The organism is Pseudomonas sp. GL_103, assembly GCF_057835175.1.
On record NZ_CM174420.1, the window covers coordinates 2,082,672 to 2,099,241 of the forward strand.

At 57.4% G+C, this 16,570-nt stretch carries 16 protein-coding genes; 6 read left to right on the forward strand and 10 right to left on the reverse strand.

The features are described 5' to 3' along the window. Positions 1-124: 124 nt before the first annotated feature. Positions 125-868 carry a recombinase family protein gene (locus AC3IP0_RS09485; RefSeq protein WP_489327234.1) on the reverse strand — a complete coding sequence of 248 codons (744 nt, stop codon included), beginning with the start codon at positions 866-868 and terminating at the stop codon, positions 125-127. 67 nt (positions 869-935) lie between these two features. Next, on the reverse strand, positions 936-1,151 hold the full coding sequence (locus tag AC3IP0_RS09490; RefSeq protein WP_489327236.1) for a hypothetical protein: 216 nt from the start codon (positions 1,149-1,151) through the stop codon (positions 936-938). Between the two features lie 344 nt (positions 1,152-1,495). Here AC3IP0_RS09490 and AC3IP0_RS09495 point away from each other — a divergent pair, with 344 nt between their 5' ends. Then, positions 1,496-2,437 (forward strand): DUF4145 domain-containing protein, encoded by a 942-nt coding sequence (locus AC3IP0_RS09495; protein WP_489327237.1) that lies wholly within the window; start codon positions 1,496-1,498, stop codon positions 2,435-2,437. Positions 2,438-3,275: 838 nt separating this feature from the next. Here AC3IP0_RS09495 and AC3IP0_RS09500 read toward each other — a convergent pair. From AC3IP0_RS09500 to AC3IP0_RS09510, 3 genes are all read right to left on the reverse strand, one after another. Further along, positions 3,276-3,830 carry a hypothetical protein gene (locus AC3IP0_RS09500; protein ID WP_489327239.1) on the reverse strand — a complete coding sequence of 185 codons (555 nt, stop codon included), beginning with the start codon at positions 3,828-3,830 and terminating at the stop codon, positions 3,276-3,278. A gap of 501 nt (positions 3,831-4,331) precedes the next feature. After that, a complete protein-coding gene (locus tag AC3IP0_RS09505) occupies positions 4,332-5,624 on the reverse strand; it encodes a site-specific integrase (protein WP_489327241.1) in 1,293 nt (430 codons plus the stop codon). 292 nt (positions 5,625-5,916) lie between these two features. After that, positions 5,917-6,714 carry a substrate-binding periplasmic protein gene (locus tag AC3IP0_RS09510; protein ID WP_489319036.1) on the reverse strand — a complete coding sequence of 266 codons (798 nt, stop codon included), beginning with the start codon at positions 6,712-6,714 and terminating at the stop codon, positions 5,917-5,919. A gap of 123 nt (positions 6,715-6,837) precedes the next feature. On the opposite strand from AC3IP0_RS09510, the gene dnaX reads away from it, so the two are divergent. The 5 genes from dnaX to AC3IP0_RS09535 all read left to right on the forward strand — a co-directional run bounded on the left by dnaX (position 6,838) and on the right by AC3IP0_RS09535 (position 12,567). Further along, positions 6,838-8,919 (forward strand): DNA polymerase III subunit gamma/tau, encoded by a 2,082-nt coding sequence (gene dnaX, locus AC3IP0_RS09515; protein ID WP_489319037.1) that lies wholly within the window; start codon positions 6,838-6,840, stop codon positions 8,917-8,919. Between the two features lie 67 nt (positions 8,920-8,986). After that, on the forward strand, positions 8,987-9,325 hold the full coding sequence (locus tag AC3IP0_RS09520) for a YbaB/EbfC family nucleoid-associated protein (protein WP_007971455.1): 339 nt from the start codon (positions 8,987-8,989) through the stop codon (positions 9,323-9,325). Between the two features lie 195 nt (positions 9,326-9,520). Next, a complete protein-coding gene (locus tag AC3IP0_RS09525; protein ID WP_489327242.1) occupies positions 9,521-10,552 on the forward strand; it encodes an NADP-dependent oxidoreductase in 1,032 nt (343 codons plus the stop codon). Positions 10,553-10,631: 79 nt separating this feature from the next. Next, on the forward strand, positions 10,632-11,234 hold the full coding sequence (recR, locus tag AC3IP0_RS09530) for a recombination mediator RecR (protein WP_489319039.1): 603 nt from the start codon (positions 10,632-10,634) through the stop codon (positions 11,232-11,234). Between the two features lie 184 nt (positions 11,235-11,418). Continuing rightward, positions 11,419-12,567 carry an acyl-CoA dehydrogenase family protein gene (locus tag AC3IP0_RS09535; RefSeq protein WP_489327243.1) on the forward strand — a complete coding sequence of 383 codons (1,149 nt, stop codon included), beginning with the start codon at positions 11,419-11,421 and terminating at the stop codon, positions 12,565-12,567. Between the two features lie 147 nt (positions 12,568-12,714). Here the strand turns inward: AC3IP0_RS09535 and AC3IP0_RS09540 are convergent, their stop codons facing one another. From AC3IP0_RS09540 to ccoS, 5 genes are all read right to left on the reverse strand, one after another. Next, complete coding sequence (locus AC3IP0_RS09540; RefSeq protein WP_489319041.1) at positions 12,715-13,263, reverse strand: adenine phosphoribosyltransferase; 549 nt, start codon at positions 13,261-13,263, stop codon at positions 12,715-12,717. Positions 13,264-13,340: 77 nt separating this feature from the next. Beyond that, positions 13,341-14,075, reverse strand: coding sequence for a fumarate/nitrate reduction transcriptional regulator Fnr (fnr, locus tag AC3IP0_RS09545; RefSeq protein WP_046041331.1), 735 nt, complete (start codon positions 14,073-14,075; stop codon positions 13,341-13,343). Between the two features lie 90 nt (positions 14,076-14,165). Continuing rightward, positions 14,166-15,548: an oxygen-independent coproporphyrinogen III oxidase gene (gene hemN, locus AC3IP0_RS09550; protein ID WP_489319739.1), complete on the reverse strand. Its 1,383-nt coding sequence runs from the start codon at positions 15,546-15,548 to the stop codon at positions 14,166-14,168. Positions 15,549-15,662: 114 nt separating this feature from the next. After that, positions 15,663-16,346 carry a sulfite exporter TauE/SafE family protein gene (locus tag AC3IP0_RS09555; RefSeq protein WP_103394973.1) on the reverse strand — a complete coding sequence of 228 codons (684 nt, stop codon included), beginning with the start codon at positions 16,344-16,346 and terminating at the stop codon, positions 15,663-15,665. Next, the gene (gene ccoS / locus AC3IP0_RS09560) at positions 16,339-16,557 is read right to left on the reverse strand and encodes a cbb3-type cytochrome oxidase assembly protein CcoS (RefSeq protein ID WP_056721958.1); all 219 of its coding nucleotides are present in this window, start codon (positions 16,555-16,557) and stop codon (positions 16,339-16,341) included. Before ccoS ends, AC3IP0_RS09555 begins: the two co-directional genes overlap by 8 nt. Positions 16,558-16,570: the final 13 nt, after the last annotated feature.

Genomic DNA, 16,570 nt, shown 5'->3' on the forward strand with positions numbered 1-16,570 from the left:
GTGTGCGAGCGTCCCAATGGGAAACGTCTGATTTTCAGAAATAACCCTGAGCGCCCCTGAAGACCCTACAAGTTGATTATAGAGCGCTTGAAGCAGTTGCTATAGGCAGGACTGCATTGCTGTATTAGCGTGTCTCTGTAGGCTTCTGAGGCTGGTTTACAAGGGCCAGGTTCAGGCGTTCCATCAGGCGCTTCACTGTCATAGGTTGGAATGCACTTCCCCGTTCGGTGGTGATACCTTTAGTGTTCAAACATTTGGCAATAGCGGCGAATGTTGGTTGTCCATCGTACAAGCAGGCTTTCAACTCAGCTTCTAACGACTTTGCACGGTTGTTGGCCTTGATGGCCTTAGCCTTTACAGCAGCACCATTACCAACAGCCCAAGCAGCCTTACGGCCAGCATCCCGGCGTGCAATCTTCTGGCGAGCTTCTTCACCCTTCTTGTTATCTAGAAGGGCGTCTACCTTCAACTCTGCTAATCCGTCCCTAGTGCGTTGGCGAATCTTGATCAACTCTTCTTCAGCCAACAGAGATTTGATGTTGCGCACCAGACCACTGCCATGCACGTCTTCAGCTTCAATCACCTTGAACTTCTTTTGCAAAGTGACGAAGTGCGCGTGGTCACGGCCAAGACGGTCGAGGCGGTGAACAACGATTGGGCAACCCAAACCCTTCGCCATAGCTAGGGCAAGTCTGCACTGTGGGCGCTCCATTGGATCAACACTGCCTGATACACCTTGATCAGTGTACTCAGCAACAATCTCCCATCCGTTGGATTCAGCGGCGATCTTGATAGCGGCGAACTGACCAGCTACGGAAAGACATTGATCGTCAGTCGATACCCTCGCATAAGCCACTACCTGTTTCATCGTTCGCCCCTGCCATTGTTGGTGATGGCGCCATCATAACATATTGCTGACGGTCGTCAGCAATATGTTAAGTTTGCTCCTGACGTAGCAGACGGATGGCAGAAGTGATGCCTTCGGCGTTGAGGTCGAGTACTTGCAAGGCTGTGACTGCGTTGTCTGCAATGTCCGTTGAGCCGCGTTCAGCGATCCACTTGGCGAGTTCTTCGATAGCAGTGCCAATACCGTTCTGATTGATCATCAGCAGCTCCAGGGCATTGGCTACGGCTTCGTTCTTGACTGTCATGGGCGGTCATCCTTGAGGGGGGGCTGATCCTAGCTGAGTCGGGCGCGCGTTGAGGCAGGGTGGTGCTGTTATGCAGTAAAAACCCAGATTTGGCGAGAGTTGAGGCGCTGAAACCTCCCTCACCGGGTCGAGCTAAATCGCACCAAAGCTACAATTTCTGGGAGTGCGGTCTCTCCGGGTAGTGGTCTTAAAATTGACGTTCTGACTGAATTTGTTGGTGAAAGGGTTTTCTTGGGGGGGAGGTTAGGTTATAGGCGAGCTTGGCTGCTAAACAATCTGGACGAGAGCATGAGTCAAAGAGTAGCATTAGGCTATTATCGGAAGTTCTTGTAAGGATGTGAAAGGTGACGGATCAAAACCTCATCGAAGTGGGTAGTGTGCTTCGCAGTGATTGCCGAGAGTGCAATAGCAATACCCGCCATGAGGTTATGGGCGTGGCAACTGACAAGATAGAGGAATGGCATACTAACGAATTAGACTCTTGGTGCGTTGTAAGATGCTTGGGCTGTCATACTTATTCATTTCAACATAAGCACGAAGATTTTGATCAGCTCGAAGAAGATTTTGAGGGCGAGCTTCGTCACGAAGTGATCATAAATGTTTACCCAAGCGTAATTAAAAATCATAGACCGCTCACTTCGACGCACTTCCTTCCCAGGCTGATAAACAATATATATCGCCAAACCCTTAAAGCTCTGAGTCAAAATGCTAACACCCTAGGGAGTATTGGGCTCAGGGCATGTATTGAGGCTGTATGTAATCACTTGGAGATATCGGGGACGAATCTCCAGAAGCGCATTGACTCTTTGTTCAAGGCAGGGCACGTTTCAAACGGAGATAAGAAGCGACTTCATGCAATTCGATTTCTAGGGAATGACGCCGCGCACGAAATTAAGCAGCCATCGGTTGCAGATATTCGTGTAGCGTTGGAGATTGTCGAGCACTTGTTGAATGCAGTTTTCATTTTGGAAAGTAGAGCCAAAGGCTTAGAGACCACTGTGGAAACTTATTCTGAATTTATGACGTTGTTGGAGCTTTGTGCTGGTAAGCATAAGGGCGGGTTGGCTACCAATCTCATTGGATTGCTAGGGCGACAAAAACGACTTGTTGCTGTCAATCTAGAAGCCACTGAAGCACAGTTGATCGATGAAATCGACAACGGTAGGGTGCCATTCCTAACCAAGGCCAGTGTGCAAACTGAAAACGGAAAAACTATTCAGCTTTACGATATTGTAGTTGACTACTTTAAAAAAGATGACGAGTTTCCAGACGATATTCCATTCTAGGCTCACAATTAAACAGGCTGACTGCTAAGTTTTTTCGAGCTTAAATTTTAATCGCGTAGTACTTATAGTCCACTACTCACGGCATACGTTGGAATATGTCTTATCGTTGCGAGAGGTTCTCCACTGTGTATGCAACAAAAGTGCTAGTTTAATAGTGATTCAGCTACGGCGTGACCGCCGGCATTCCTTCGGGTGTACTCCAGCACTACATAAGTTTTACACAGGTCCAGCTCTTGCCTTTGATCTTGATTGTTGGTGTGCGTGGTTAGCGGCAGCTAACAATAGTATCCCGCTCAAGCTCCGCTTAGCTGATTGCACAGCAAGGCGGCAGCCTTGGGGGTGAGGGGGATGATATTATATATCATTCATCCCCTTTCATTTCAGTGGAGTCAACCTTTAAGCCACGCTTACAAGGAGTACACGTCATGCTCCGCATACCAAGAACATCAAGGTCAAAAGCTGCTAGTTGCGCATGCTGTACGGCAGTACAGATTGATACCCAGATCAACAAACTAATAGAAACCAATCCAGATGAGCTTGCCGCTCTTGATTGTACGGTGCAGAGAGAATCAACGGAGTTGAAGGGGTAGCCCCGTGTCGCACCGACACAGAGTGATCCATTTCATTTTTGGGGGAAATTGATTTTCATCAATTATTATTCCCCAGTAACACTTGAGGTGAGTTGGCTGTGACCTATGGTCGAGTTGTATCAAGCTTAGACCTGTCGGTCTGAGAGTGACCTTTGAGAGTGCGACACACCCTATCTAACTAATATCCTGCGGTAATTCAGGAGATGGCGTGAGCCAGCTCCTACTCTCTATCTATATCCTGCGGTAATTCAAGCAGCGTCCCCTTCCTGCCAGTACGAATCGTCCCAGTCAGTTAGTAAGCTGCTAACCAAGCTGCTATCCAAGGCGAAACCCCAGTCACCATGGTCGCATTCGCGGTAGTCACGTTGCTGCGTGTCCCACTGAGCCTGTAGACGAGCTTTCAAGAGTGGGTGCCTATGAAGGTAATGTTCGATACCACCAAGAGCAACCCGCGCTCCTGCTGCCAAATATTGGGCTGTACGTTCTGAGATGGGTTCAGCAGTATTGCTCAAGAATCGAGGCAGAATTTCAGCTGTAGAGATGATTTCCAGACAAATCACCTCTCGAAGATGGCGTGTGCGTACGTTCAACTTCCCGTTACTGTCACCTACAGCGATGTAAAGGCCAGCCATAACCGCGTCATCGATGAAAGACATGTTGTCCGCAACTGCCATACGGATCAAATGAGCAATGGGATTGTGCGTCACCTTGGGCTTGGGGCCACGCTTGGCCTTGGCTTGAGTGGAAAGTAGTGCGAGGGTATCGGATGTATCGGGGGTCAATTGCGAGACGAGCGTTTTCATGGGGAATTCTCCTGTTCAGTTAGTTCACTTCAGTAGGCAAGCCCTCGGGTTGTGCCAGTTAATTATTCGACGCCACAAAAAGCCTCTTCTAAAACGCTGTCGTAACAGTGTTCGTGAGAGGCTATTCGAGGTGTCGTATCTGCCCTCTAAGGCAGGATGAGGATTTTACACGAATCCTGTAAAAAAGCAACCCCTTGGGTATTGACTTTTCCGTTCGTCAAGTTTGGAAAACCATTTTTCAGCGAGAGAGAAAAGCATTTGCTTAGTCCAGATCACCCATCTACCCCGTAAACACTAGACGAAACTGAAGTGGGTGATCGGAATTTGAAGAAAGTGATGCAGGTTTTACCGAGGTTTATCAGCGTTTCCGATAGGTTTCCAATCTGTGCTCAATACCTCTAAAGTCCAGAGCCTGTATCTCCGTAAGCTCATGAGCATGCATGTTGATGGTGTCCAGTAATGGGACGCTGATGTGTGAGCCAGTCGCCCAGTCTCGGCTGGTCAGGTGATGTGGTGCAGGGCTTCCTGCATCGCCTTTAAAGGTGTCCTGCTCCCATAGACGCCGAAAGTTACTGAGCTGTCTTCATGTCCGACGATCCGCTTGATCAGTGAATCTTGCACACCAGCATCCCTCAGATCGTCAATCAGCGTATGCCTGAAGCTGTGGAATGTCTTCCTGGGGTCCGTAATCCCCCGTTTTGTCTTGTAACGTCCGAACCATTTGGAAGGTGCATGGCCCAGTTTTCCCCGTACCGGCTCAAGTTCTGGGAACAGTCGATCTACCCCGGTAGCCTTGACTGACTCCACATGCCGCAGTAGACCAAGTTCAAACAAGGCGGGGTGGAGGGGTAGCAAACGTCGGCTATTAGAGTTCTTCAGATTCTGGCCTTCGCTGCTGTCATCGATACGGATGCATTGAATACCCTGTTGCTGAATGAAGTCGTCTACGTGCAGTTGGCATAACTCTTCCAATCTTGCACCCGTGAAGCGCCCCATCAAGGGTATCCAGTATCGCCAAGGATGCTTACGGGACTCCGTCTTGAGTTCATTAAGATTGAGTAGAGTGCACAAGTCTTGTTGGTCGAAGGACAGTCTCGCTTCCTTGGCTGATCCAGTCATCACCTTCACTCCCACCAGCGGGTTGTCCATGATGTAGCCGTTGGCCTTGCACCAATTTAGAAAGGCAGAGAGTTTGCGTAGGCGGTTGTTTACCGTTACCGCTGTGATGGTTTTGTAAGTGCTGCCTGACTCGACGACCTGTCTCAGTGTCTTGCCCTCGTACTCGGGACGTAGGCCGAAGTATTGCGGGCAACGGCTCAACCGTTCTTTCAGCAGTCGAGCTTTCTGCACATCGAACGATTCAGCGGGCATATCACCCATCAGCTCGAACAGATCACGCAGGGCGCGTTCCACCTCGAAGGTGCTGACGGTTCGCCACGTGCCCCCACGTTTTCCTTCTTCTATATACATCTTGGACAAGGTGGCGAGAGTAGGGCCATCGCTTTTCTGCTTCACGGTGGCCGCTGGTGCCTTTCTTGGAGCAGTCTGGGTTGTCAGCGTTGGGGTAGCGTCTCGCCACTTCGAGCACAACGCACGGAGCGTCTGAAGGTCTGCTAGGGGGTGTTCGTTCAGGTGGTTGTGGACTTGCTGGGCGAGCGAAGCGGCGAGGAACAGGGCGCTCTGCCGCTGCCGGATATTCAGGCTCAAACGTAAAGTGTTACACCTCGGGAAGAGGAGCTTGGGCAGCTTGAGATTGAGGTAATAGAGCGCCCCGCGCTTGATAATGTAGGCCATGAGTGTGACACCAAAGTGTTACAGCAAAGTGTGACAGTGCTGGCTACACCCCGAGTTTTTAACTGTCCGTGCAGCGAGTTCGCACGGTAGATATCTTGGAACCTCAAAAGCCTGAAACCCTTATTACACAAGGTCTGCAACGATTACCGAGCATGCTTGCATGCTACCTGGTCAGATCCGGAAGGAAGCAGCCACAGCGGGAACATTGTGTGCCGGGGTGTGGCTGGTGGGGTTACCACCTTAACGCCACGCGAGTGTTCTCTCGCGTTATCTTTCTGAAATCAGACTTTCGCTAGCTGCCAGGATCTTCTCCGGGGCGGTTTTTTGCCGTTTGCGGTTTATCCACAGCTGCAGGCTCGCCACCGGTATACAGCCGAACAATCTCATCGATCTCCCCGGACATCTTCATCCGCGCCAGGGTGCGCAGAATGTTCTGCACCGGGAGCTGTGGGTCGTTGCGAACGTAGCAACCGATACGGTGTTCCTGCAGCACTGCCACGCCTTGCAGTTGCTGCTCCGGCAGCAGGCGGTGATTGAACCAGTCCAGGCTCCATTGATTGCTGACGGCATATTGATTGCGGCCGGCCAGGAGCTTTTCCAGCACTTGTTCCTGATTGCGTGCGTCGTCGCGCTGCAGTTGGCCGGTGTCGAACAGCGGCTGCAGGGTCGGGTAGCTGTAACCCAGCACGGTGCCTATGGACTGTTGTAGCAAGTCGGCGGGTTTGACTGCGCCGGGCGGCGCATGCCGGGTGATCAGCACGTCGGGTTGAATGAAGAGCGGGATACTCCAGAGATAATCGCCAGGCTGATCGGGCAGCCACGATTGCGCGGCATAACAGCGGACATCGACCTCGCCTTGCTCCATGGCGCTTTGTATGCGCCTGCGGGGCAATACATGGAATTCGGCCGGTACGCCGATCTGGGTCGCGAGGCTGAGCATCACGTCATGCAGGATGCCCTGGGTCGGTTTGCCCCGTTCAAGCTGCACCATGGGCATGGTCCAGCTGTCGGTTATCACGAAGCGCAGCGGTGCTTGCGCAGCCACGCCGTCCAGGCTGATCAACAGCAATGCCCCCAAGGCCAGCCGCATAAACACTCCATTAATAGCCCCCGATGTGCAGCTTAGCCACAATACACGAGCGCACCGGATGCAATTTGTCCCTTGCTCCGCTAGCATTAGCCGCTTCTGCTTCCTTCGCTGCGACGGTTTTCGATGAGTTATCAGGTTCTTGCACGTAAATGGCGTCCGCGCTCGTTCCGCGAAATGGTCGGCCAGACCCATGTGCTCAAGGCTCTGATCAATGCCTTGGACAGCCAGCGGCTGCACCACGCCTACCTCTTCACCGGTACCCGTGGGGTCGGCAAGACCACCATCGCGCGGATCATTGCCAAATGCCTTAACTGCGAGACAGGGATCACTTCGACCCCCTGTGGCGAGTGCTCGGTGTGTCGCGAAATCGACGAAGGCCGCTTTGTCGACCTGATCGAGATCGACGCCGCGAGCCGCACCAAGGTCGAAGACACCCGCGAATTGCTCGACAACGTGCAGTACGCCCCGAGCCGTGGGCGCTTCAAGGTCTACCTGATCGACGAAGTGCACATGCTCTCCAGCCATTCCTTCAACGCACTGCTCAAAACCCTCGAAGAGCCGCCACCCTACGTCAAGTTCATCCTGGCGACCACAGATCCGCAGAAACTTCCTGCAACGATTCTGTCGCGGTGCCTGCAGTTCTCCCTGAAGAACATGACGCCCGAACGCGTCGTCGAGCACCTGACCCACGTACTGGGTGTCGAGAACGTGCCGTTCGAGGACGATGCGCTGTGGCTGCTGGGCCGTGCCGCCGACGGGTCGATGCGTGATGCCATGAGCCTGACCGACCAGGCGATTGCCTTCGGTGAAGGCAAGGTCATGGCCGCCGACGTGCGGGCGATGCTCGGGACCCTCGATCACGGGCAGGTCTACGACGTCCTGCATGCGCTGATCGAAGGCGATGCCAAGGCGTTGCTCGAAGCCGTCCGCCACCTGGCCGAACAAGGCCCGGACTGGAATGGCGTGCTCTCGGAAATTCTCAATGTGCTGCACCGCGTTGCCATCGCCCAGGCCTTGCCGGAAGGTGTCGACAACGGTCACGGCGACCGTGATCGCGTGCTGGCACTGGCCCAGGCGTTGCCGGCCGAAGACGTGCAGTTCTACTACCAGATGGGTCTGATCGGCCGCCGCGACCTGCCGCTGGCGCCGGATCCCCGGGGCGGTTTTGAAATGGTGTTGCTGCGGATGCTGGCGTTCCGGCCCGCAGACACCGCGGATGCCCCGAGGCAACCGCTAAAGCCAGTGGGGATCAGCCAGGCCACAGTTGATTCCGCAAACTCAGTGGCTGCCGCGCCGGTTGTTGCGCCGGTAGTCGCTGCGGCCGTTGCACCGGCAGCGGTTGCGCCGGTGGCGGCTCCAGCGCCTGCACCGGAACCGGTTGCGCCGGTCGTTGTGCCGGAACCAGCGCCTGCACCTGTGGTTGAAGCGGTCGTGGTCGAAGAGGTGGTCGACCTGCCGTGGAATGACCCGGTCGAGCCAGCGCCCGTTCAGCAACCGGCGGTGGAGCCGATGCTGGAAACCGCCAGCGAACAACCCGAATTACCGCCGATGCCGTTGCCGACGCCGGACAGCGTGGTCTCGGACGCCCCGGAGTGGGCCGCCGCGCCGATCCCGGAACCATCGGTGGCCGCCGTCGATGCCGCGACGCCGGGCATGGATCTGGACGACGAGCCGCCGCTGGACGAGGATTACATCGAGCCGGACATGGATTCGGCCTACAGTTACCTCGACGAACTGGCCAGCGAGCACGCCGCCGACCCGGCTCCGGAGCCCGAGCCAGAGCCCGCGGCAATGCCGGCCACCGGCCTGGCCCTGCAATGGCTGGAGCTGTTCCCGAAATTGCCGATCTCCGGCATGACCGGCAGCATCGCCGCCAACTGCACGCTGATCGCGGTGGATGGCGACAATTGGCTGATGCACCTGGACCCGGCCCACAGTGCCTTGTTCAACGCCACGCAACAGCGTCGCCTCAACGATGCGCTGAACCAGTATCACCAGCGCACGCTGACCCTGAGCATCGAGCTGATCAAGCCCGAGCAGGAAACTCCGGCACAAGCGGCTTCGCGCCGCCGCGCCAACCGTCAGCGCGAGGCGGAGGAATCGATCCACGGTGATCCGTTCATCCAGCAAATGATGCAGCAGTTCGGTGCGGTGGTCCGTAACGATACTATTGAACCTGTCGACGCCCTGGTCACTCAGGGCTAATAACTGAAGGCGCCCGGCCGCATGGGCCAGGCGCTGTTTTAATCCAAGTACTTTTGAGGTGATTACCATGATGAAAGGTGGCATGGCCGGCCTGATGAAGCAGGCGCAGCAGATGCAGGAAAAAATGGCCAAGATGCAGGAAGAGCTGGCCAACGCCGAAGTCACCGGTAAGGCCGGTGGCGATATGGTCACCGTGGTGATGACCGGTCGTCATGACGTCAAGAGCGTGACCATCGACCCGAGCCTGGTCGAAGGCATGAGCGAAGACGACAAGGAAATGCTGGAAGCGGTCATCGCATCCGCGGTCAACGATGCCGTGCGCAAGATCGAAGCCAACAGCCAGGACAAAATGGGCAGCATGACTGCCGGCATGCAACTGCCGCCGGGCATGAAACTGCCATTCTGATTCGCCTTCAGGCGGCAGATGAGTTACAAAAATGCCAGGCATAGCGCCTGGCATTTTTGTTTCTGCCTGTTAGGTATGTGTCGCCTGCTCGCGAAGAAGTCGCTTCGGTTCAACTGAATAAACATCGAACGCCATACCGCCACAAAGGTCTGCTCCCTATATCACTGAACCTCATCGATCACAGGAGACGCTGCCATGTCTGACCCCATGACCCTCAATCAACGCATTGTCCTGGCCTCTCGCCCGGTGGGCGCGCCAACGCCGGAAAACTTCCGCATGGAGCGGGTGGCGCTGCCGGACCTGGCCGACGGTCAGGTGCTGCTCAAGACCGTTTTCCTGTCGCTGGATCCCTACATGCGCGGACGCATGAGTGACGCACCTTCCTACGCCGCGCCGGTGGAAATCGGCGATGTCATGACCGGGGGCGCTGTCAGCCGGGTCGAGCGCTCGCTCAATCCGAAGTTTCAGGAGGGCGATCTGGTGGTCGGTGCCACTGGTTGGCAAAGCCACAGCATCAATGACGGTCGCAGCATCATTCCGATTCCCGCGCTGCCAAGCCCTTCGATGGCCCTTGGGGTACTGGGTATGCCGGGCATGACCGCGTACATGGGCCTGATGGACATCGGTCAGCCGAAGGCCGGCGAGACCCTGGTGGTCGCAGCGGCGTCCGGGGCGGTGGGCTCGGTGGTCGGCCAGGTGGCGAAGATCAAGGGGCTGCGCGTGGTGGGTGTGGCGGGTGGTGCGAAAAAGTGCCGTTATGTGGTCGACGAGTTAGGCTTCGACGCCTGCATCGACCACAGAAGCCCGGATTTTTCTGAGGAACTGGCGCAAGCCTGTCCCAAGGGCATCGACATTTATTATGAAAACGTCGGCGGCAAGGTGTTCGACGCCGTGGTGCCATTGCTCAATCCCAAGGCACGGATTCCGCTGTGTGGCTTGATCGCGTCCTATAACGCCCATGAGGCGCCGAGCGGCCCGGATCGCCTGCCACTGTTGCAGCGCACCCTGTTGACCAAGCGAGTGCGCATCCAGGGCTTCATCGTGTTCGATGACTATGGTGATCGCCAGCCGGAATTCCTCAGCGCAATGGCGCCCTGGGTGCGCGATGGCAAGGTGAAGTTCCGCGAAGACGTGGTCGATGGCCTGGAACAGGCGCCCGATGCGTTTATCGGCCTGCTGGAAGGGCGCAACTTCGGCAAACTGGTGGTTCGGGTTTCCCGGGACTGAGTAATTGACGCTGCAATTTGACGCTCAACCGAGGCGCGGGTATAAACCGCGTCTCGTTGTTTTGTCGGACTTTTCCACCATGAGCTTCAGCCCTTTGATTCGCCAACTGATCGACGCCCTGCGAATTTTGCCAGGCGTGGGTCAGAAAACCGCCCAGCGCATGGCGTTGCAGTTGCTCGAGCGTGACCGCAGCGGCGGCTCGCGACTGGCGCTGGCCCTGAGCCAGGCCATGGAGGGGGTCGGTCACTGCCGCTTGTGCCGTACGCTGACGGAAGATGATCTTTGCCCGCAATGCGCCGATACCCGTCGCGACGACACCGTGCTTTGCGTGGTGGAAGGCCCGATGGACGTCTATGCGGTGGAGCAGACCGGTTTTCGTGGGCGCTATTTCGTGCTCAAGGGCCATCTGTCGCCGCTCGACGGCCTGGGGCCGGAAGCCATCGGCATTCCGCAGTTGATGGCGCGAATCGAAGAGGCCGGCACGTTCGCCGAAGTCATCCTGGCCACCAACCCGACCGTGGAAGGTGAAGCCACAGCGCACTACATCGCCCAATTGCTCAGCAGCAAAGGCCTGATCGCCTCGCGCATCGCCCACGGCGTACCGCTGGGTGGCGAGCTGGAGCTGGTGGATGGCGGGACGCTGGCGCATTCGTTTGCGGGGCGAAAGCCGATTTCGCTCTGAGTTCATGTGGCGTCCATGCTGACGCCATCGCGAGCAAGCTCGCTCCCACAGGGGTTCTGCGGTGCACACAAAACCAATGTGGGAGCGAGCTTGCTCGCGATGCAGGCGACGCGGTTTCACAATCCTGTTGAAAACCAAGCAAGCGCTCGGTTAACTTCACTGACCCCTTCAGTGGAGCTCGCCGATGTCTGCCTTTCAGGAATACTTCGACCCCAGCCACCAATTGGTCCGCGACAGCGTCAGACGTTTCGTCGAGCGCGAGATACTTCCTGATATCGAGCAGTGGGAAGAAGCCGAAAGCTTTCCTCGCGAGCTCTATCTCAAGGCCGGCGCGGCAGGGATTCTCGGCATCGGCTACCCGGAGGCTTACGGAGGCAGCCACGAAGGGGATCTGTTCGCCAAGGTTGCCGCCAGTGAAGAGTTGATGCGCTGCGGCTCAGGCGGGCTGGTTGCCGGCCTGGGGTCGCTGGATATCGGCTTGCCGCCCATTCTCAAGTGGGCCCGACCCGAAGTACGGGATCGTGTGCTGCCCCAGGTGCTGTCGGGAGAGAAGATCAGCGCCCTGGCCATCACCGAGCCTGGCGGCGGCTCCGACGTCGCCAACCTGCAAACCCGTGCCGTGCGCGACGGCGATTTCTACCGGGTCAGTGGCAGCAAGATCTTTATCACCAGCGGCGTGCGCGCGGATTTCTACACGGTTGCAGTGCGAACGGGCGAGCCGGGTTTCGGTGGCATCAGCCTGTTACTGATCGAGAAGGGCACGCCCGGTTTTACCGTAGGACGGCAGCTGAAGAAAATGGGCTGGTGGGCGTCAGACACCGCTGAACTGTTCTTCAATGATTGCCGAGTGCCTGTAGGAAATCTGATCGGCGCCGAGAACATGGGCTTTGCCTGCATCATGGGCAATTTCCAGAGCGAACGCCTGGCCCTGGCGTTGATGGCCAACATGACCGCACAACTTGCGCTGGAAGAGAGCCTGAAATGGGCGCGCCAGCGCGAAGCCTTTGGCAAACCGATCGGCAAGTTTCAGGTGATCAAGCATCGCCTCGCCGAGATGGCGACCGCGCTGGAAGTGTCCCGGGAGTTCACTTACCGCCAGGCGGCGAAAATGGCGGCGGGGCAGAGCGTGATCAAGGAGATTTCCATGGCCAAGAATTTTGCGACGGATACCGCGGACCGGATCGTCACCGATGCGGTGCAGATACTCGGTGGGTTGGGTTACATGCGCGAGAGTCTGGTGGAGCGGCTGTATCGCGACAACCGGATCCTATCGATTGGCGGCGGGACGCGGGAAGTGATGAACGAGATCATCAGCAAGCAGATGGGGCTTTGAACCGATCTTGAATTTAGTGGTGTTGCCGCTGACGCCATCGCGAGCAAGCTCGCTCCCACAGGGATCTACAGCGCACACAAATTTTGTGCATGACAAAGAACTCTGTGGGAGCGAGCTTGCTCGCGATAGCGTCCGTGCAGGCGCCGCTTACTTATCGGAAAGGGCAAACTGCGTCAGGCAGAACGTAGGAATGCCCATGTCTTCCAGACGCTGCGAGCCACCCAGCTCCGGCAGATCGATGATCGCCGCCGCTTCATACACCCGGGCGCCCATGCGGCGGATCAGGTTGGCGGCGGCAATCAGGGTGCCGCCGGTGGCGATCAGGTCATCGAACATCACCACCGAATCCCCTTCGCACAGGCTGTCGGCGTGCACTTCCAGGAAGGCTTCGCCGTATTCGGTCGCATAGCCCTCAGCCAACACTTCAGCCGGCAGTTTGCCTTGCTTGCGGAACAGCACCAGCGGCTTGTTCAACTGATAGGCCAGTACCGAACCGATCAGGAAGCCACGAGCGTCCATCGCGCCGATGTGGGTGAAGTCAGCCTCGACGTAACGGTGGGCGAAGCTGTCCATGACCAGGCGCAGGGCCGTGGGCGACTGGAACAGCGGGGTGATGTCGCGAAAGATCACACCCGGTTTCGGGAAGTCGATGACAGGGCGGATGAGGGATTTGATGTCGAAGGAGTCGAAGACCATCGTGGTGTCCTGGCAGGGCTGCAATCGACGCAGTATAACGGCGGCTGAACCGTTTCGCTCAGCCGCAACGTTTTGTTTCAGCCTTCCAGTGAGCCGCCGGCCAGGGCGCACAGCTGGATCGGATCGATAATCCGGATTTCCTTGCCTTCTGCCGCAATCAGTTCGTTTTGCTGGAAGCGGGTAAAGACCCGGGACACGGTTTCCACCGCCAGGCCCAGGTAGTTGCCGATTTCGTTACGCGACATGCTCAGGCGGAACTGATTGGCGGAAAAACCCCGGGCGCGGAAACGTGCCGAGAGGTTGACCAGGAAGGTGGCGATGCGTTCGTCGGCGGTCTTTTTCGACAACAGCAGCATCATCTGCTGGTCGTCACGGATTTCGCGACTCATCACCCGCATCAGCTGACGGCGCAACTGCGGCAATTGCAGGGCCAGTTCATCGAGGCGTTCAAAAGGAATTTCACACACCGAGGTGGTTTCCAGGGCTTGTGCCGACACCGGGTGCTTTTCGGTGTCCATGCCCGACAGGCCGACCAGTTCGCTGGGCAGGTGGAAGCCGGTGAGCTGTTCTTCACCTGTGTCGCTCAGGCTGAAGGTCTTGAGGGCGCCAGAACGGACTGCGTAGACAGAATCGAAGGTATCGCCCTGGCGGAACAGAAATTCGCCTTTTTTCAGCGGCCGGCCGCGTTTGACAATTTCGTCCAGCGCATCCATGTCTTCCAGATTCAGCGAAAGTGGCAGGCAAAGAGGGGCCAGGCTGCAATCCTTGCAATGGGCTTGATTATGAGCGCGCAGTTTTACTGGCTCGGACATTTCTTCAATCCTTGTGGGAATTCACACATAAGACGTAAGGGTAACTCACCATAGGATATCGAGGCCAGTCTGGGGCGCTTGCTTGCAGAATTAGATTACCCGTGAAAAGCGCTGGCGACTGTGTTGTTCCAGGTACGCGTCGAACACCATGCACACCGAGCGCACCAACAGTCGCCCGGCGGGCAGGATGGTGATCCTGTCGCGATCGAGTTCGATCAGCCCGTCTTTGGCCATGTCTTGCAACTGGGGCCAGAGATCGCCGAAATATCCCTGGAAATCGATGTTGAAGGCCTGCTCGATGTCGGCGTATTCGAGACTGAAATTGCAGATCAATTGCTGGATGACCGCGCGCCGCAGCCGGTCATCGGCGTTGCATAGCAGGCCGCGGCTGGTGGCCAGTTGCATGGACGCAAGTACGTTCTGGTACTCGGTCAGGTCGCTGCTGTTCTGGCAGTACAGGTCGCCGATCTGGCTGATTGCCGAGACGCCGAGGCCGATCAAGTCGCAATGACCGTGGGTGGTGTAGCCCTGGAAATTGCGTTGCAGGGTCGATTCTTCCTGGGCAATCGCCAGCTCATCGTCGGGCAGGGCGAAGTGGTCCATGCCGATGTAGCGGTAGCCGGCGCTGATCAGCTGCTCGATGGTGCGCTGCAGCATTTCCAGTTTCTGCGCAGGCGTCGGCAGTTCATTGCTGTTGATGCGCCGCTGGGGCATGAAGCGTTCCGGCAAGTGGGCGTAGTTGAACACCGATAACCGGTCCGGTTGCAGGTTGATGACCTCTTCGACGGTGCGGGCGAAATTCTCCGGCGTCTGCCTCGGCAGACCGTAGATCAGGTCGATATTGATCGAGCGAAACTGCAAGGTGCGGGCGGCGTCGATCACCGCGCGGGTTTCTTCCAGGCTTTGCAGGCGATTGACTGCACGTTGCACCGCCGGGTCGAGGTCTTGCAGGCCGATGCTGACCCGATTGAAACCCAGTTCCCGCAGCAGGCCCATGGTCGACCAGTCGGCCTCGCGCGGGTCGATCTCGATGCCGTAGTCGCCGGAGTCGTCGTCCAGCAAATTGAAGTGTTTGCGCAGATGCGCCATCAACTGGCGCAGTTCGTCGTGGCTGAGAAAGGTCGGCGTGCCGCCACCGAAGTGCAGTTGCTCGACTTTCTGCGTGGGGTCGAGGTGGCAGGCGATCAACTGGATTTCCTGTTCCAGGCGCTGCAAATACGGCAGCGCCCGCCCGCGATCCTTGGTGATGACCTTGTTGCAGGCGCAGTAATAGCAAATGTTCGCGCAGAACGGCACGTGCACGTACAGCGACAACGGGCGTTGGGCCTTGCGGCTGTCGCGCAGGGCATGAAACAGGTCGAAGGTGCCGACCTGGCTGTTGAATTGCACGGCGGTCGGGTACGAGGTGTAGCGTGGTCCCGCCAGGTCATAGCGGCGGATCAGATCGGTGTCCCAACGAATGGCGTCGAGCATCATGCGGGCATTCCCCCGGATAGGCTGGCAGTGTCAGCCACTTTATGCGAGGGCGGGGTGGGGCATCTTGATTTGCATCAAGGGTGGTTGTTGGCTTTGATGGGTTTTTGTGGATCAGTGCCCCATGAGCCAATGCTGATGCGGCCCCGGCAAGGTCCAGATGCCGAACAACATCACCAGCAATCCGCCCGCCATCCGTACGCTGCGTTTGCGCAACAGTGCGGTGATGCGCTCGGCGGCAAGGCCTGTCGCCAGCAGCACCGGCCAGGTGCCGAGCCCGAACGCGAGCATCAACAAGGCGCTGTCCAGCGCGTTGCCCTGGCTGGCCGACCATAGCAAGGTGCTGTAGACCAGGCCACACGGCAGCCAGCCCCAGAGCGCGCCCAACAGCAGCGCGCGCGGCACGCTCGATACCGGCAGCAATCGGTTGGCGACTGGCTGGATATGCCGCCACAGGCCGCGACCGAGGCTTTCGATACGGGTCAGGCCGCTCCACCAGCCGGCCAGGTACAGGCCCATGGCAATCAGCAGCAACCCGGCGAGGATACGCAGGAACATCGCCGCCGGGCTGCTGGCCACGGCCCATCCGGCCAGGCCGATCAGCAATCCGGCGCAGGCATAGCTCAGGATCCGGCCCAGGTTATAGGCCAGCAACAGGCGAAAGCGGCGGCTGCGTTGTTCCTTGGGAATCGCAAGGGTCAGTGCGCCCATCAAGCCGCCGCACATGCCCAGGCAATGGCCACCGCCGAGCAAGCCGAGGATCACCGCAGACACCAGCAGTGGCGCCAATTCAAGCATGGGGCGGGGCCTTGTCGTCCGTTTTGGCCGGTTGGCCGCTGGCCTCATCGACTGCGGCGGTGTGGTTCGGGTCCTGGTCGTCGAACAGGATGCTGTGGGCCGGGCCGTCGAGGTCGTCGTACTGACCGCTGTCCACCGCCCAGAAGAAGATATAGACGGCGATGGCCACGATCAGCAATGCAGCGGGAATCATCACGTAAAGAGCTGGCATCTGGACTCCATGC

What these genes read in the sequence shown, in the direction of transcription:
- AC3IP0_RS09485 (WP_489327234.1), bottom strand. Translation starts at nt 868, where the DNA reads ATGAAACAGGTAGTGGCTTATGCGAGGGTATCGACTGACGATCAATGT.
- AC3IP0_RS09490 (WP_489327236.1), bottom strand. Translation starts at nt 1,151, where the DNA reads ATGACAGTCAAGAACGAAGCCGTAGCCAATGCCCTGGAGCTGCTGATG.
- AC3IP0_RS09500 (WP_489327239.1), bottom strand. Translation starts at nt 3,830, where the DNA reads ATGAAAACGCTCGTCTCGCAATTGACCCCCGATACATCCGATACCCTC.
- AC3IP0_RS09505 (WP_489327241.1), bottom strand. Translation starts at nt 5,624, where the DNA reads ATGGCCTACATTATCAAGCGCGGGGCGCTCTATTACCTCAATCTCAAG.
- AC3IP0_RS09510 (WP_489319036.1), bottom strand. Translation starts at nt 6,714, where the DNA reads ATGCGGCTGGCCTTGGGGGCATTGCTGTTGATCAGCCTGGACGGCGTG.
- dnaX (WP_489319037.1), top strand. Translation starts at nt 6,838, where the DNA reads ATGAGTTATCAGGTTCTTGCACGTAAATGGCGTCCGCGCTCGTTCCGC.
- AC3IP0_RS09520 (WP_007971455.1), top strand. Translation starts at nt 8,987, where the DNA reads ATGATGAAAGGTGGCATGGCCGGCCTGATGAAGCAGGCGCAGCAGATG.
- AC3IP0_RS09525 (WP_489327242.1), top strand. Translation starts at nt 9,521, where the DNA reads ATGTCTGACCCCATGACCCTCAATCAACGCATTGTCCTGGCCTCTCGC.
- recR (WP_489319039.1), top strand. Translation starts at nt 10,632, where the DNA reads ATGAGCTTCAGCCCTTTGATTCGCCAACTGATCGACGCCCTGCGAATT.
- AC3IP0_RS09535 (WP_489327243.1), top strand. Translation starts at nt 11,419, where the DNA reads ATGTCTGCCTTTCAGGAATACTTCGACCCCAGCCACCAATTGGTCCGC.
- AC3IP0_RS09540 (WP_489319041.1), bottom strand. Translation starts at nt 13,263, where the DNA reads ATGGTCTTCGACTCCTTCGACATCAAATCCCTCATCCGCCCTGTCATC.
- fnr (WP_046041331.1), bottom strand. Translation starts at nt 14,075, where the DNA reads ATGTCCGAGCCAGTAAAACTGCGCGCTCATAATCAAGCCCATTGCAAG.
- hemN (WP_489319739.1), bottom strand. Translation starts at nt 15,548, where the DNA reads ATGCTCGACGCCATTCGTTGGGACACCGATCTGATCCGCCGCTATGAC.
- AC3IP0_RS09555 (WP_103394973.1), bottom strand. Translation starts at nt 16,346, where the DNA reads ATGCTTGAATTGGCGCCACTGCTGGTGTCTGCGGTGATCCTCGGCTTG.
- ccoS (WP_056721958.1), bottom strand. Translation starts at nt 16,557, where the DNA reads ATGCCAGCTCTTTACGTGATGATTCCCGCTGCATTGCTGATCGTGGCC.